Genomic DNA, 15,764 nt, shown 5'->3' on the forward strand with positions numbered 1-15,764 from the left:
AATTTATAATGAATAGTGAAAAGCAAAAATTATCAGTCCTGATTATTACGCTTAACGAAGAACAGCATATAAAATCACTTCTGGATGATATTGATTTTGCTGACGAAATAATTGTTGTTGATTCCTGCAGTACCGATAAAACAGTAAGCATAGTTGAGTCTTTCAAAAATGTAAAATTGATTCGGCACCGTTTTGTCGATTATACATCTCAACGGAATTTTGCCTTGGATCAGGCAAAAAATTCATGGATTTTATTTATTGATGCCGACGAAAGATTAACACCAGAATTAAAATCTGAAATTGTTACAGCAATTAATTCTGAAAATGTAGCAAGCGCTTATTTTATCTACCGTATTTTTATGTTTAAAAACAGTCGATTGAAATTCAGCGGCTGGCAAACCGATAAGATTTTTAGGCTTTTTGACAAATCAAAATGCAGATATAACGAAGAGAGAACCGTTCATGAGAAATTAATTGTAAACGGACCAATTGCCTCCCTAAAACATAAAATCATACATTTTTCGTATTCGTCTTATGAAGACTATAAATCAAAAATGTATCATTACGGAATTCTTAAGGCTAATGAAAAATTAGCAAAAGGAATAAAACCTAGCTTCTTACTGCAGCTCCTCCATCCTCTATATACATTATTGTATCAGTTTATAATACGTTTTGGTTTTTTGGACGGCAGAAAAGGCGTTATTATTTGTTATCTGAATGCTTACAGCGTTTATATTCGCTATAAAGAATTAAGAACAATTACTTCTTCCAAAATTTAAGTTTCTTTTTCAAGCGTTTTTTTCTATAAAACTTCTCTTGAAAATCTGAAGTATATTTCCATAAAGTTTCAAAAATCTTCTCTTCAGATTCTGCTTTATAATATTTAGCATATTCATTACTCATTGTCGCAACCATCTCTTCTAAAGGCGTCAAACGACAAAGGTTTTTCATGCGCATTTCAAAAGACATAGAATTATGAAACTCCATTCTGTTTAAATCTACCAGAAAGAAATCGTAATTTCCGCTGGCATTCTTTTTTATCAAAGTATTACCTGGGGAATGGTCTAAAAATTCGATGCCTTTTTCGTGAAGATCAAAACTAAATTTAGTAAACTGTCTTAAAATGTTCTCACGATCTGGAAAATCAGGAATTTCGACTAGTTCTCTATAAGTAAGATCTGCATTTAGATGCTCGCTTACATAAAAACTTTTCTCCAAACCGAATACCGATGAAAACTCAGCAAATGCGATAGGTTCAGGAGTTCCAACGCCTAATTCTAACAATTTGTTTGCAAACTCAAATGATCGTTTTGCTTTTGATTTTCTAAAATATTTATAAGCGATTTTATTGATAAAGTGCGGAACTTTAAACGATTTTATATTAATTGTCTTGCCATTAAAATCAAACAATTTTATTTTGTTGCGATCTCCATTTCCAAAAAGCTCGCCTGTGGAACTAAACATTTTGATGGTATTCAGTATCGAATCAGTATTGTTCTCGAAAATTGGATTTACTTTAAAATTCATCAGCTTTTTTTATAAACAACAAAAATACATATACGATTTAACACTTCAAATTATTATTGTATTTTCGTAAAAAAAAGAAAAAAATGTCATTTAAGATTTTTCTGGAAACACATAACATAATTAACAGGGCTGCTGGCTTAGGAACTTTCAATTATGAACTAGTAAAGGGTTTATCTACTTTAGATTTTAAAAATTTTGAATTAACACTAAACACTCCTAATCCTGATGTATTGAAAGAAGAATTTAAAGACAAATTTGAATATCACAAATACAATAGTCTATCCAGGCATCCACTATTTAGAGTTCGAAAGAAATACGATTTATGGCACTCCGTAAATCAGAATACTAAAGTCGAGCCTTATCATTGTAACAAATACCTATTAACGATTCATGATGTTCATTTTATCGATGAAGTTTCTCCAGATCCTAATCATAGATTAAATAGGTTATTTAGAGCTAAACTCGAAAAATCAACTGCCATAACATATATCTCAGAGTTTGCAAAGTCTGAGACACATAAAAATTTTGATGTCCCAGATATTCCTGAATATGTAATTTATAATGGAAACCCGATTTCTACAATATTAGATACATCGAAATATATTACAAACATTCCTGTTGATAAGCCTTTTTTCTATGCTATTGGAGATTTTCTTGAAAGAAAAAATTATCAGTCGATTGTTAATATGATGAAGCATATAAGAGACTTCAACTTAATTATTTCCGGGAACAATGATAAAAAATACGGCGATAAAATAAAGCGGTTAATTGCTGATAACGGATTAACCAATCAGGTTTTTTTGACTGGAAAAGTAAGTGAAGAAGGCAAACAGTTTTTTATGAAAAATTGCACTGCATTTCTTTTCCCTTCAATTAGGGAAGGTTTTGGACTTCCACCAATTGAAGCAATGAGTTTTGGGAAACCTACTTTTTTATCGAATAAAACATCTCTTCCAGAAATTGGTGGGGAAGCATCAATCTATTGGGATAATTTTGATCCTGAATATATGAAAAACGTTTTAATCGAAGGTCTACATGATTATGAAACCAATAAAACTGAAAGAGAAGCAATCATAAAAAAACGAGCAGCCGACTTTGATTGGAAAAGAACAGCTGCTGATTATTTTGATGTATATACTAAAGTTTTATATTAATTCCATTTAAATAAAAATTTAAACCATTGTCCAAAGTTTTTCATAAAAAGATAGGTCTTGGAAAGTTTTAAAACTTTAGATTCTATTACAAATTTTTTAATATCTTTTAAGTTTTTACTAGGAAAATAGTTTAATCGTTTCCATCTTTCTGGTTCTATATAGTAAAAATTTTCAAACTGAAAGTAATTGTTTTCATTTACCTTAATCCATTTGTTCAAAAACTCAGGATTTACTTCACGTTTATGTCCCCAATTTTCTAATTTAAAACGTAATTCTTCTTCTGTTCTGGATAAAGATTCATGCAACACAATATTATCAGTGTAAATTACCTGTGCTTTAGTTCGTCGTGCGCAAGTATAATTAGGATAATTGGTAGCAAACACTGCTTTCATCGGCAGATCGACATATAATATCCCATTATCAGTATATTTATAAAGTATTATCCAAAAAGCGGCAATCTGGATTTTCTTCTTTTCAGGATTATCGAGATAATGGTCAAATTTTCTCAAGTCCATAACAAACTTTTCGAAATTTAAAAAGTACTCATCACTATCAATCTGAATGAGCCAATTTCCAATTCCCATCTTTAGAGACAGCAAGTGACGCTCTCTTGTATCCATATCAATTTCCGTGAGAGATGGGATATAGAAATTATCTTTATAAATCTCGATTTTATTATCTACATCAATTTCTTTTAGCCATTCAAAAAAAGCAGGATCTACCGCAAATTTATTTCCTGACCATGTGACAAAATTTTCATCCATAGCGATAAAAATTCTATCAGAAGCTCCATAAACAGGAGGGATAGACAACTTTAATTTTTCATAATCATGAGAAAATAAAAAACCAACATGGATTTTCTTCATATACATTTTTCAATCAAGGAGGAGTTAAGAAAAAATTATCTCTTTTCAATTTTAGGCAAAAATAGTAATAATACGTTAATAAAACCTTTTAATAATTTCCAACTAATGTTATATTTTTTTATATGTTGAAATTGCAAAAACCTTTTCGAATTCAAAACTTCAACTTCTTTATAATCATCTTCAAATGCAGGAAAATATTTTTGAAAAGTTTCTTTTTTTTCTTCATTATATAATTCTCTGAATTTTGGATCTGAAGAGATTCCTGTAAAATCATAAACGGCAATAGTCTTTTTTAAATACTTATAGGATACATTTTGATGACATATAGTATAAACAAAAAATTCCCAATCTGAAGCAATCTTATAATCTTCATTATAATAAAAGTATTTATCAAAAAGACTTTTTCTTATAAATGTAGATTGATGATTAATAGAACTTGTATAAAAAAAAGAAAAATGAAGTTTTTCACTATATGTTTTTAGCCTTTTTGATCCATTACTTTGTTTGTAATTGTCACCATAATAAATGTCATATTCAGACGTCAAACTTGAAACATTATCTTGCAGTACAAAATCATCATTAAAGCAGTCTCCACCATTCATAAATATTACAAATTCTCCTGTAGCAGCCTTAATTCCTTTATTCATTGCATGAAAAACCCCATTATCCTTCTCACTAATCCAATATGAAATTTTATTTTGATATTTTTCTATCAATTCTTTACTTCCATCTGTACTTCCGCCATCAATTACAATAAATTCGAAATCTTTGTATGTCTGATTAGTAACACTTTTAAGTGTTTTATGCAGTCCATTTTTATCATTAAAATTTACAGTTATTACAGATATCACACTCATGGTCATTTAATTATTTCTTTTTCTTCCAAAATTTCAGTCTTCTCCATTTATTTTTTCTTCTTTTCCTTTCTACATTGAACTCTCTCGCCATAGTAAAAAAATCGGCTGTTTTACTAGGAAGAACTATAATAGGATGTGTGATATCGTCAAGTTTTTCAGTCTTTAAATTTGAGAAACAATCATCAGCATTTATAGTATGCGTTGCATTTACTCCAAAACCTATGTTACTAATTAAATTTACATTGGGAATAATTGATAAACTATTATTAAAAAAATTGGTTATTGTCCATTGATAATCCCAAGTATCTATTTCGCTTCTAAGCATTTTATCAAAAATAGACTTCCAGCTATCTACAACAATTGGATCGCTGAAAATTAATTTAAAACTATTTTCAGCATCAATGTCTTTATACCTAGAAAGTTCAACATCATAATCATTCCAAGCTCTTCTCCACGAAGCCCATCCCCATACGTGAGTCAAATTCGAAAAATAATAGCTATCCTTTCCATGTTTTTGACCCATTTGTAAATTGCTGCCTCCAATGTGCCGTATTCTGGTATCAAATCGATATTTTTCAAGCATTGTGTCACAAAAAACAAAAAAATCATCAGATGGAAGACAATCATCTTCTAATATAATTCCTTCCTCTTCATTATCAAAAAACCAATTTATTGCAGAAGAAACAGCATACTTACATCCTAAATTTTCATCCCGAAATAAAGTTTTTACTTCACAATCCCAATCAATTTTATTTATAATACTTCTAGTTTCATTACAAAGTTCTTTTTCATTGAATCTATCATTTCTAGGACCATCAGCCGCTATATACAACTTTTGAGGTTGTTGTTTTTTAATCTGTTCAAAAACCAGCTCCGTTACATCCGGACGATTAAAAATTAAAAATAATACTGGGGATTTTGTTTTATAATTATTCATTTTTATTAATTAATTTGAACACGCTTTCCTATAAAGATCTAAACATTGCTGAGCAGCATTTTCCCATGTAAACTTTTTTATTTGTTCAACTCCTTTTACCGAAAATTCTTTTCTTAATTCTTCACTTTGTATCAATTTCAGAATCTTTTCTTTTAAATCATCTTTACTATTCACATCAAAATATACTCCTGCATTTGCTGCTACTTCAGGAAATGAGCTATGATTTCCTAAAACAACCGGACATTCACAAGCCATAGATTCTAAAACTGGAATTCCAAATCCCTCATATAGCGAAGGAAACACAAAACATATGGCCTTTTTATAAAAAAGTCCTAATTCATTTTCTCTAAAATCAAATTGTAATATTTGCTTCTCTAAATCTAACCTTTTTATAAATTCTTTCTCTTCTTTATCTAATTTTCCACCTCCGGCGCAAACTAGGAATAAATTTGAATCATTTTTTAAAAGTTCTTTAATAGCTTCAGCTAAAAACTTAAAATTTTTATAATCTGCCCTAGATCCAACATATAAGATATAATTTTCTGGCAAATTCACATTAACATTTTCATTCACACTAATTGATGTTCCATGATAAATAACCTCTATTTTTGACTCATCAATATGTGGGTACAATGTTAAAATATCCTTTTTAGTATTTTGAGAAACGGCAATTATTTTCGCTGACTTTTCAATTAATAATAATTTACTTTCTCTTAATTCAGCAGCATTAGAAAAGTACTGCGGAAAAAGCTCATGAATCATATCATAAACTGTTAGGATAAATGGTTTTTCATTTATAAAATTTAAAAAGTAAGGATCATAGTATGTGGGAATAAAAACATCAAAAGAATCTTCTAATAATGTATTAATTGTTCTAGAGTAATTATTTTTTTTACTTTTTTTTCTAATACTTATTCCTAGTTTAGATAAAAGCCCTAAAAAATAGCTATTTCGCTTTTGGCTTTTATTAAAAAGTTTACTATCTCGATAATATAAATTTCTAGTATATAACCAAGGAGTGATAATCTCTAGACCAGCTTTATTGGAAAGAATAGAAAAAATCTCTGTATAATATCTTGAAACGCCTCCATATTTTTGATAATTAAACGCTTGGGAATCGAGGATTATTTTCATTGTTTGAGATTAATTTTCAAGTTTAAAATTAAAAAAAATAAGTAGCCAAATTACATTTTACAGACAACATTTCAGATTTTCCTTAATGAGAACAATTGGTTAAATTTTGCTGCAAAATAAATGCTTAAAAAACTCATATACTATTTTTTTATTCATTTTAAAATAACAATCTTGTCATAATTTCTAAATACGTTTGATTATTTTCAAACAACTTTTTTTAAAGTTTATTATTTACCTTTACATTTCTTTCTGAAAGAATAAATTAATTAGTTTATGGATATTATAAACCAAGAAATCATCAACGCATACGAAGTAATAAAAAACGGAGGTATAATCCTTTACCCAACAGATACAGTTTGGGGAATTGGCTGTGATGCCACAAACGCAGAGGCTGTTGCTAAAATCTATAAATTAAAACAGCGAGCAGAAACCCAAAGCATGATTGTTTTAATGAATAGCGAAAAAATGATGTACAATGTTTTTAAAGACATTCCTGAAGTTGCGTGGCAAATTATGGATTTATCTGAAAAACCAACAACTCTAATTCTTGACGACGCTAGAAACGTTGCTCCAAATATTATTGCTGCAGACAAATCTCTTGGAGTTAGATTAGTAAAAGAACCTTTCTGCTATAAATTGATGGAAAGAATGAAAAAGCCGTTGGTTTCTACTTCAGCTAATATTTCTGGACAGCCTACACCGCAAAGTTTCAAAGATATTAGTCCTGAAATTATCAATGGCGTAGACTATGTTGTAAAATTAAACCAAGACAAAGTCAACGGAAAATCTTCAACCATTATCAAATTAACCAAAGATTCTCAGGTAAAAGTTATTCGTAAATAGCTTTTTTGTTTCAAGTTTCAAGCCTCAAGTTTTTGAAAAATTTTGAGTATAGTTTTTACCGCAAGTTTTACTAGAATCTAAAGAGAGCTTAAAAAAAGTTCGCAAAGTTTTATCAAAACAAACTTTGCGAACTTTTTAGTTTTATTCTTATCGCAATCCTAATTAAAAAAACTTAAAATCTCAGAGCCTTAGCATCTCAGCATCTTAGACCGTTTTCAAACTCTCAATAAGCCAGTCGATATCTTCTTTGGTATTATAATGACTAAATGAAATTCTGAGATTTGGTAATTTTAAATCCGTCTCAGAAAGCATTTCGTTTAAAACATGCGAAGGTTTTATACTTCCAGACTGGCAAGCGCTTCCTCTTGAAACCGCAATTCCTTTCATATCCAAACTAAAGAGTAACATCGAGGTTTTATCTGATGAAAAAGGCAGAATAATATTGATGATGTTATAGAAGTCATCTTTTTTCCCGTTGATTCTAAAATCTGGAAAATGAATTTCTAACTGCTCAATCAGGTAATTTTTTATACTTGAAATATAAGCTCTTTCTTCGTCTAATTTTTCATAAGAAATAGACAAAGCTTTTGCCATTCCGGCAATCTGATGTACAGCTTCAGTTCCTGCACGAAGTCCTTTTTCTTGTTCTCCTCCAAAAAGCAACGGTTGTAAACCAGAATTTTTTCTAATAAAAGCAAAACCAATTCCTTTTGGCCCGTGAAACTTATGCGCACTAGCCAAAATAAAATCAACAGGAGTCTTTTGAAGGTCGATTTCTGTCTTCCCAACAGACTGCACTGTATCTGAATGAAACAAAGCATTATATTGCTTACAAATCAAACTAACGCGATCTAAATCTAAAACAGTTCCCGTTTCGTTGTTTACATGCATTAAACTGACTAAAGTCTTTTTTTCGTCAGCCAATAAATTAGATAAATGTGTTAAGTCAAGACTTCCGTCTGTATTTACATTAACGTAGTCGACCTGAATTTTGTATTCATCTTGAAGCGCCCAAACGGTATGCAAAACGGCATGATGTTCAATCTTTGAAGTAATGATTCTTTGTACTTTTAAATCCTCGACAGAAGAGCGCAGAATCCAGTTGTCGGCTTCAGTTCCGCCAGAAGTAAAAATGATTTCTTGAGCAGTGCAATTAAGATGTTTCGCAATACTCTTTCTTGAAAGTTCTAATATTGTTTTACCGTTTCGCCCAAAACTATGTGTAGATGACGGATTTCCGTAATCCTCAAGCATTATTTTTGTCATTTCCTGAATTACTTCGGGACGCATGGCGGTTGTTGAGGCATTATCTAGATATACTTTTTTCATTGCTGCAAAGTTAAGAAATATCAATTGTCAAATCTTAAATATCATTTGGCATTTTTTTCACTATTTTTGACCCAAATAAATTTTACAATGAAAAAATATGCTGCCCTCCTACTATTTGCTCTTTTCTTAAACGGATGCGATGATGGAGATTTGACTGTAGATAAAATAGATTTTGAAGATATTGCAGAGTCTCAAGCTTGTGATCCTACAACAAATACTTTAATTTATAAATTAAAGCCACAAGAAGCGCTTTTACTTCAAATGCCAGAAGGAGCAATTATCAATGACAATGGCACCAAAACATACACAATAGATGCAAAAGGTAATGGTTCATACAGAGTAGTTTATAGAGCTTATGACGGAACTGTTGCGAAAGAAAATATTTGCGGTACGATTCCGCCAAGCACTCCAAAAGTAACCGAAGAATGGCTTGGAATTGATGGTCTAATCGAAATTGCAACCACTCAACTGGTAGATTCAAGCGCAACTGATGGAAGCACTAGAATTAAAGGTTATGAGCACAGTATCATTTTTAGAAATATCACATTTGCCAAACCAGCAGGAAACCAAACACAAGCAGAATTTGTATTTGGAACATACAATACTACCATAACACCAGCCAACCTGACTTTCAAAACTAACCCTAATGGATCTGCTTATGAATGTGACGAAGTGGCTAGAGTTTATAATTACAACAACACATTCTATTTATCGATTGATGATATAGATCCTGCTTTACTTGTCAATGTTGTTACTCCAAGCAACCAGCCTCGTACAAGTTTAATAACTGCTACACAAAATAAAGTGTTTTATAAAACAGCTAAAGAAGGAACTGGATCTATAACGCCAGCTTTTGTGTGTGCCAAAATACAGCCGTCTGCTCCAGCAATCGAAGAAACCTGGACAGGGCAGCTTGGAGTTGCTAATGTAAGCGGAATTATCGAAGTCACTACTACTTTGACTGGACAAGTTTATGAGCACACAATCGTCCTTAAAAACGTAGTTTTACAAAAAGGAAATAGCAACTTTAAACTGGGAAGCAATTTCGTTCTTGGAAAAATTAATAGAACAGCGACGAACTAAATAAATAAATTTCTAAAAAGAAATCAGCAAAAATAATTCTTACAAAAAAACGTCTGTTTTTTGAGATGATTTTACAACTAAATCGAATCAAAAAAATAGACGTTTTTTTTATGCTTTAAGACAGCCCTTTTTACTGCATAAAATTGTTTTACTTATTGCTTTGTCTAATATAAACTTCTGTAGCTCCAAGACCATATTTTTGATAATTGGCATCTTGAAAATCAATTCCGTCATAACGGCCTAATAAAAAATCGAGTTCCGCTTTCAAAATTCCTTCACCAACACCATGAATAAAAACGATTTTTGGAATGCGGTTTCTTATCGCAAATTCGATATGTCTTTTTGCCGTTTCAGTCTGCAATGTCAAAATATCATAGTTTGACATTCCGCGTTTATTGGGAACCAATTTTTCGATATGCAAATCAAATTCTGGAACACCAACATCACGTTTATCTTTCTTTTCTTTTACAAAACTTCTTGGTTTTGGCTCTGTTTTCTCTTTTGAAACTTCATCTAAATTAATTCTTTTAATAGAATTCATTAAATCACTGGTTTCTTGAATTTTAATTAGTTCGTTGACTAAAAATGTCATCATAAAACCATCTTCTGTTTCAATCAAAACTTCATTGTTTTTAACCGAAACTACCGTTCCGTTTATGGCTTCATCGAGTACTGAAACCTTATCTCCTTTTACCAGCATCCTACTCCTCTTTATCGTTATTTTTACTTGGCGTTTTTGCACTCAATTGCATCATTCCGAACATGAAAACTACAATTGCAGCAATCATGATATAGATGTTTTTTTCTTCCGAAACCTGTTCGTATAACGCAACCGAAATCGCAAGAATCATTATTATAATTTTAAAAGTTTTCATCCTTTCTTTATTTTAAGATTTCAAAAATATAAAACTTTCAAATAGTACTTCTATACTCCTTCAAACGTTTCTCATATTTTTTTAGTAAAATTGCAAAAAAGATCTGCCATGAGTTTAGAAAAATATATGATTCCTTGCATGTTCAAAACTGTATTTGGCTTTGACTGTTTGGGGTGTGGATTTCAGAGATCTCTATTCTTACTTTTTCAAGGCAATTTTTTAGCAGCTTTTAAAATGTATCCAGCCATTTATACCTGCCTTTTACTCTTTATTTTTTCGGCATTTCATTTCTTAGATAAATCTAGAAATTATAAAAAACTAATCTGGAGAATGGCAATCATAAATCTATTTTTTATGCTGGGTGGTTACTATCTTAAACACTTTTATTTTTAGATTTTCTAAAATCGCTTCGCTCTTTTTTGGAATTTGTCCCGATAGCTATCGGGATTAAAAAATTGGAATTTTAAAAACTTTTATTTCTTAATCTGATCCAAAATATCGTTCATCATTTCGATTTGGACTTTTTGAATTTCGATTAATTCTTGCTGCTGATGCATAATCAAATGATCAATTTTATCATGAATTAATCTAATTTCCAACTCTGATTTAAGATTAATCATAAAATCTTTTTTAGCACGATTACGGTCTTTTTCTTCCTGACGATTTTGGCTCATCATAATCACAGGTGCCTGTAAAGCTGCCACACAAGACAATATTAAGTTCAAGAGAATAAATGGATACGGATCAAATCCTTTGTTTAGGAAAATAAAAACATTTGAGCCAATCCAAACCGAAATAAAAACTACAAACGAAATAATAAAAGTCCAGCTTCCTCCAAAATCAGCCACTTTATCGGCTACTTTTTGCCCTAAATTTCTAGTTTCCTCCTCTTCTTCCACAATACTTACAATCGATTTATCTTCTTTTAATGAAGAAATAACATTTTTCTCCATTGCAGAAAGAGCTCCGATTTCAGAAGAAAGATAATTTGAAATATATTTTTGGCGATAAACATTTAACTCATTTATAGAAATACAGTCTTCAGCATCAAAATCAGGATATTCTTTTTTAATTAATCCCAAAATAGGATCATGAATTGCCCTTCCGTAAATTTTCTCACTTTCAGGAAAAGAAATCCCAGAAATATCACTTTTAAATGTTTGATTGTTTTTCATTTTAATATATTTTAAAAGCTAATTTACGCAATAAACTTCTTAAGAATTGCATAAAAAAGAACCGCTTACAATTCATTTTTTATCACAAATCAAACTTTGCAAACAAAATTTCTTTCGTTAAATCGTGATTTTATTTCCAAAAAACGCCTTACTTTTAACGTTCCAAAATTATTCATTCATTTTTACCATTGTGACAAAAGACAATATCATACAAAATATAAGAGCTTTAAAGAGCCATTCACATATAAATTACGGCATTAAAACCAAAACGGAAGACTTTACAGAAAAGCTTTTTTATACGCTATTTGATTCGAATGCAGCGTTGGACGAGAGCATTGATGAACTGGAGTTCCGTTTTAAAGAAATTGCGGTTTTAGCCTGCAAAAAACCTCAAAATTTATGCGAATCTATTTGGGACCGTTTTTTAGAAAAGCTCCCTGGCGTTTTAGAAAAGCTAAATCAAGATGCAGAATATATTCTTGAAAATGATCCCGCTTCAAACAGCATAGACGAAGTATATCTGGGGTATCCTGGATTTTATGCCATCGCGATTTACAGACTAAGCCACGAATTATATCATCTCGATTTACTGCTGTTTTCTCGATTAATGAGTGAATATGCACACAGAATTACAGGTACAGATATCCATGCCGGAGCCGATATTGCATCGCCATTTTTTATTGATCACGCTACGGGTATTGTAATTGGTGAAACAACCGTTATTAAAAAACATGTAAAAATCTATCAGGGAGTTACGCTTGGCGCATTGAGTGTAAGTAAAGAAATGAAGAATGCTAAAAGACATCCGACGGTAGAAGCCAATGTCTGCATTTATGCTAACGCGACAATTCTAGGCGGAGAAACTGTAATTGGAAAAAACAGTATCGTTGGAGGAAATGCTTGGATTACCAAATCTATTCCCGAAGATTCTATTGTTTTAAATACCACTACTACTGAAGTCAAAATAAAAGAAAAGAAATAACATGAATTCACATAGATTATTAAACTTAATTGGCAATACTCCATTGATGGAAACGGTCAATCTGGTTAAAAATAAAAATGTAAAACTTTTACTGAAACTGGAAGGAAACAATCCTGGAGGAAGCGTAAAAGACAGAGCGGCTTATAATATGATTGCCGCAGCATTAGAAAGAGGCGACATCAAAAAAGGAGATAAATTAATTGAGGCAACCAGCGGAAATACCGGAATTGCATTAGCGATGATTGCACAGTTGTTTGGCATCGAAATCGAGTTGGTTTTACCAGAAGATTCAACCAAAGAAAGAACTCAGACCATGCGTGCATATGGCGCCACCGTGATTCTTACGCCTGCCAGCGAAGGAATTATAGGATCCAGAGATTATGCAGATAAAAAAGTGGCGCAAGGCGGCTATTTGATGCTGAATCAGTTTGCTAATGATGACAACTGGAAAGCGCATTACAAGACAACAGGTCCTGAAATATGGAATGATACTGACGGAACGGTAACGCATTTTGTTTCTGCTATGGGAACAACTGGAACTATTATCGGAACTTCGACTTATTTGAAAGAAAAGAATCCAAATATTCAAATTGTTGGCGCACAGCCTAGCGATGGTTCTCAGATTCCTGGAATCCGTAAATGGCCACAGGAATATCTTCCAAAAATTTTTGATGCTTCTAAAGTGGATACCGTTGTCGATGTAAGCGAAGAAGAAGCACGTGCCATGACTAAAAGATTAGCTCTGGAAGAAGGTGTTTTTGCAGGAATGAGCAGCGGAGGTTCTGTTGCCGTTGCCTTAAAAATAGCCGAACAACTAGAATCTGGAGTTGTCGTAGCCGTAATCTGCGATCGTGGAGATCGTTATTTATCTTCTGATTTATTTGACTAAAAAGATACTAAGTTGCTAAGTTTTGAATAAATAAAAACTATGTGTCTCAGAATCTCAGCAACTCTAGAAAAAAACTTAGAATCTTAGCAACTCAGAACCTTAGAATCTCAAAAAAAATGAACTACAGAAAACTAGGAAAAACAAACTTCAATATCTCTGAAATCTCACTTGGCACTTGGCAAGTTGGCGGAAAATGGGGATCGGGTTTTGATGATAAAACGGCCGATGAACTTTTGAATACGGCTATTGACAATGGCGTAAACTTTATTGATACTGCCGATGTTTACGAAAACGGATTAAGCGAAACTGCTGTTGGAAGAGTCGTTCGCTCACGTTCTGAACGTATTTTTGTTGCCACAAAATGCGGGCGACAGATAAATCCACATGTTAATGAAGGATATACTCCAAAAGTGCTTCAAAAATTTGTTGAAGACAGCTTAAAAAGAACTGGTTTAGAAACTCTCGATTTAATTCAGTTGCACTGCCCTCCTACAGAAGTGTATTATCGTCCAGAAATATTTGAACTTTTTGACCGATTAAAAGATCAGGGAAAAATTCTTAATCTTGGTGTTAGCGTTGAAAAAGTTGAAGAAGCTTTAAAAGCAATTGAATATTCTAATGTAACCACAGTTCAAATTATTTTTAATCTGTTTCGCCAACGACCTTCTGAATTATTTTTCTCAGAAGCTAAAAAGAAAGACATTGGAATAATTGCAAGAGTACCGTTGGCAAGTGGACTTTTAACAGGTAAATTTGATTCAAAAACTACTTTTGAACCTCAGGATCATCGCAATTTTAATCGTAACGGAGAAGCGTTTGACAAAGGCGAAACTTTCTCAGGAATTGATTATGAATTAGGATTAAAGGCTGTTGATGAATTAAAAGCTTTATTTCCTGAATCTAAAAATTTAGCCGCAATCGCCCTTCAATGGATTTTGAGTTTTAACGAAGTCAGCTGCATTATTCCAGGCGCATCAAAAACAGAACATGTTTTATCTAATTTATCGGTTTATAACACTCCAAAATTAACTTCTGAAAAGATTGCTGCAATGAACAAAATTTACAGCGATTTGATCAAACCTTCAGTTCATCAGCTTTGGTAGTAAATAAAAAGGAATAAAAAGGGTTATTAAGCATTTCAAAATCTTAATAACCCTTTCATATTTAGACATCAAATTCAATTCTAAATTCGGCGCCTTTATTTTTTCCTTTACTGGATGCTGTCAATTGCCCTTTATTTCTTTCAATGATTTTTTTGCACAAATACAATCCAATCCCCGTAGAACCTTCACTTGCAGTTCCAAGTCGGCTCATTTTCGTGAATTTTTTAAATAATTCTTCAATCTGATTTTTATCAAAACCTATTCCGTGGTCTTTTACTGTTATAATCAATTTTGAGTTTTCTGAAAAGATTCTGGCTTTTATTTCACTTTCAAAATAGGAAAACTTAATCGCGTTGCTAATCAGATTTACCAAAACCTGAATCAAAAGTCCCTCATCGATTTTCAGTTTAGCTTCTGAACATTCTATTGCTAAATCTAGTCTTATATTTTTATCAAGTAATCGCTGTTCGACTTGTTCATTAATAAAAGGTAGAATATTAGAAAACGAAATGGTCTTAGCTTCTTGGTTCACTTTTGCAACTTCATCCTGTTCTTTTAGTAACTTGATGAAATTTTCGATATATCTAAATTGAAGATCAGTCGATTCGCAAATCAATTCGGCCATATTCTTAACCGATTCTGATGGATTTTCGCTTATAATCAATTGAGCCAAACCTTGCGGATTTCCAGCAAAATTTTTCAAATCATGCGAAAGCATATAGATTAAATCCTGTTTTTCGTTGATAAAATTCTCAGCTTCATTAATAGATTCTTGTATGTTGCACAAAAGCAGTCCAGCTTCATCTGTATATTCTGTTGGCAGATCAGACAATTTTCTTGAAGTTCTATAATCATCCAAAGCCTTTGAAGCTGTGGCAATAGGCTTTATCAGCTTGTTTAAAACCAAAAGTGTTATCGCTGTTGCCAACAATGTCATAATTAAAGAAAAAATAAGAATGGAAGTCGATGAAACCTCATGCTCGAAAAACAAAACGAAAAATAAAATGCCA

At 31.8% G+C, this 15,764-nt stretch carries 18 protein-coding genes; 8 read left to right on the forward strand and 10 right to left on the reverse strand.

Going from position 1 to position 15,764, the window contains the following annotated elements; translation table 11 throughout:
* The first annotated feature begins 8 nt into the window (after positions 1-8).
* Entirely contained in the window at positions 9-779 is a 771-nt protein-coding gene (locus BLP44_RS05600; RefSeq protein WP_091130390.1) for a glycosyltransferase family 2 protein, read from the forward strand.
* Here the strand turns inward: BLP44_RS05600 and BLP44_RS05605 are convergent.
* A complete protein-coding gene (locus BLP44_RS05605) occupies positions 760-1,527 on the reverse strand; it encodes a lipopolysaccharide kinase InaA family protein (RefSeq protein ID WP_008462637.1) in 768 nt (255 codons plus the stop codon). The two genes, BLP44_RS05600 and BLP44_RS05605, sit on opposite strands and share 20 nt — an antisense overlap.
* Positions 1,528-1,610: 83 nt before the next feature.
* Between BLP44_RS05605 and BLP44_RS05610 the strand changes: the two genes are divergently transcribed.
* A complete protein-coding gene (locus tag BLP44_RS05610) occupies positions 1,611-2,681 on the forward strand; it encodes a glycosyltransferase family 4 protein (protein ID WP_091130393.1) in 1,071 nt (356 codons plus the stop codon).
* Here BLP44_RS05610 and BLP44_RS05615 read toward each other — a convergent pair.
* Genes BLP44_RS05615 through BLP44_RS05630 form a run of 4 tightly spaced genes read right to left on the reverse strand, consistent with a single transcriptional unit; the run spans position 2,678 to position 6,475 of the window.
* Entirely contained in the window at positions 2,678-3,547 is an 870-nt protein-coding gene (locus BLP44_RS05615) for a hypothetical protein (RefSeq protein ID WP_008462635.1), read from the reverse strand. The two genes, BLP44_RS05610 and BLP44_RS05615, sit on opposite strands and share 4 nt — an antisense overlap.
* Before the next feature lie 35 nt (positions 3,548-3,582).
* On the reverse strand, positions 3,583-4,404 hold the full coding sequence (locus BLP44_RS05620) for a glycosyltransferase family 2 protein (protein ID WP_240628216.1): 822 nt from the start codon (positions 4,402-4,404) through the stop codon (positions 3,583-3,585).
* A 10-nt stretch (positions 4,405-4,414) separates the two neighbouring features.
* Positions 4,415-5,341: a nucleotide-diphospho-sugar transferase gene (locus tag BLP44_RS05625; protein ID WP_066032222.1), complete on the reverse strand. Its 927-nt coding sequence runs from the start codon at positions 5,339-5,341 to the stop codon at positions 4,415-4,417.
* A gap of 9 nt (positions 5,342-5,350) precedes the next feature.
* A complete protein-coding gene (locus tag BLP44_RS05630) occupies positions 5,351-6,475 on the reverse strand; it encodes a glycosyltransferase family 4 protein (protein WP_091130398.1) in 1,125 nt (374 codons plus the stop codon).
* Positions 6,476-6,748: 273 nt separating this feature from the next.
* Between BLP44_RS05630 and BLP44_RS05635 the strand changes: the two genes are divergently transcribed.
* Positions 6,749-7,318 carry an L-threonylcarbamoyladenylate synthase gene (locus BLP44_RS05635; RefSeq protein WP_008462627.1) on the forward strand — a complete coding sequence of 190 codons (570 nt, stop codon included), beginning with the start codon at positions 6,749-6,751 and terminating at the stop codon, positions 7,316-7,318.
* Positions 7,319-7,522: 204 nt separating this feature from the next.
* Here the strand turns inward: BLP44_RS05635 and BLP44_RS05640 are convergent, their stop codons facing one another.
* On the reverse strand, positions 7,523-8,647 hold the full coding sequence (locus BLP44_RS05640) for a cysteine desulfurase family protein (protein ID WP_091130401.1): 1,125 nt from the start codon (positions 8,645-8,647) through the stop codon (positions 7,523-7,525).
* A gap of 87 nt (positions 8,648-8,734) precedes the next feature.
* Between BLP44_RS05640 and BLP44_RS05645 the strand changes: the two genes are divergently transcribed.
* A complete protein-coding gene (locus BLP44_RS05645; protein WP_066032225.1) occupies positions 8,735-9,730 on the forward strand; it encodes a hypothetical protein in 996 nt (331 codons plus the stop codon).
* A gap of 148 nt (positions 9,731-9,878) precedes the next feature.
* Here BLP44_RS05645 and BLP44_RS05650 read toward each other — a convergent pair whose 3' ends face one another.
* Together BLP44_RS05650 and BLP44_RS22920 are read right to left on the reverse strand one after the other, a co-directional pair.
* Positions 9,879-10,430: a Smr/MutS family protein gene (locus tag BLP44_RS05650; protein ID WP_066032226.1), complete on the reverse strand. Its 552-nt coding sequence runs from the start codon at positions 10,428-10,430 to the stop codon at positions 9,879-9,881.
* Between the two features lies 1 nt (position 10,431).
* Positions 10,432-10,605: a hypothetical protein gene (locus tag BLP44_RS22920; protein WP_008462622.1), complete on the reverse strand. Its 174-nt coding sequence runs from the start codon at positions 10,603-10,605 to the stop codon at positions 10,432-10,434.
* Between the two features lie 108 nt (positions 10,606-10,713).
* Here BLP44_RS22920 and BLP44_RS05655 point away from each other — a divergent pair, with 108 nt between their 5' ends.
* Entirely contained in the window at positions 10,714-10,998 is a 285-nt protein-coding gene (locus BLP44_RS05655) for a DUF2752 domain-containing protein (protein ID WP_091130404.1), read from the forward strand.
* 80 nt (positions 10,999-11,078) lie between these two features.
* Here BLP44_RS05655 and BLP44_RS05660 read toward each other — a convergent pair whose 3' ends face one another.
* Positions 11,079-11,780 carry a DUF1003 domain-containing protein gene (locus BLP44_RS05660; protein WP_008462619.1) on the reverse strand — a complete coding sequence of 234 codons (702 nt, stop codon included), beginning with the start codon at positions 11,778-11,780 and terminating at the stop codon, positions 11,079-11,081.
* A 190-nt stretch (positions 11,781-11,970) separates the two neighbouring features.
* Between BLP44_RS05660 and BLP44_RS05665 the strand changes: the two genes are divergently transcribed.
* The 3 genes from BLP44_RS05665 to BLP44_RS05675 all read left to right on the forward strand — a co-directional run bounded on the left by BLP44_RS05665 (position 11,971) and on the right by BLP44_RS05675 (position 14,754).
* Entirely contained in the window at positions 11,971-12,762 is a 792-nt protein-coding gene (locus BLP44_RS05665; protein ID WP_035690666.1) for a serine O-acetyltransferase, read from the forward strand.
* A gap of 1 nt (position 12,763) precedes the next feature.
* A complete protein-coding gene (cysM, locus tag BLP44_RS05670; RefSeq protein ID WP_066032228.1) occupies positions 12,764-13,651 on the forward strand; it encodes a cysteine synthase CysM in 888 nt (295 codons plus the stop codon).
* 116 nt (positions 13,652-13,767) lie between these two features.
* Positions 13,768-14,754 (forward strand): aldo/keto reductase, encoded by a 987-nt coding sequence (locus BLP44_RS05675; RefSeq protein WP_066032229.1) that lies wholly within the window; start codon positions 13,768-13,770, stop codon positions 14,752-14,754.
* A gap of 61 nt (positions 14,755-14,815) precedes the next feature.
* Here the strand turns inward: BLP44_RS05675 and BLP44_RS05680 are convergent, their stop codons facing one another.
* Positions 14,816-15,691, reverse strand: a complete 876-nt coding sequence (locus BLP44_RS05680) for a sensor histidine kinase (protein ID WP_244511686.1) — start codon at positions 15,689-15,691, stop codon at positions 14,816-14,818.
* Positions 15,692-15,764: the final 73 nt, after the last annotated feature.

The sequence above is a fragment of the Flavobacterium anhuiense genome (genome assembly GCF_900101855.1).
Classification (GTDB): Bacteria; Bacteroidota; Bacteroidia; order Flavobacteriales; family Flavobacteriaceae; genus Flavobacterium; species Flavobacterium anhuiense.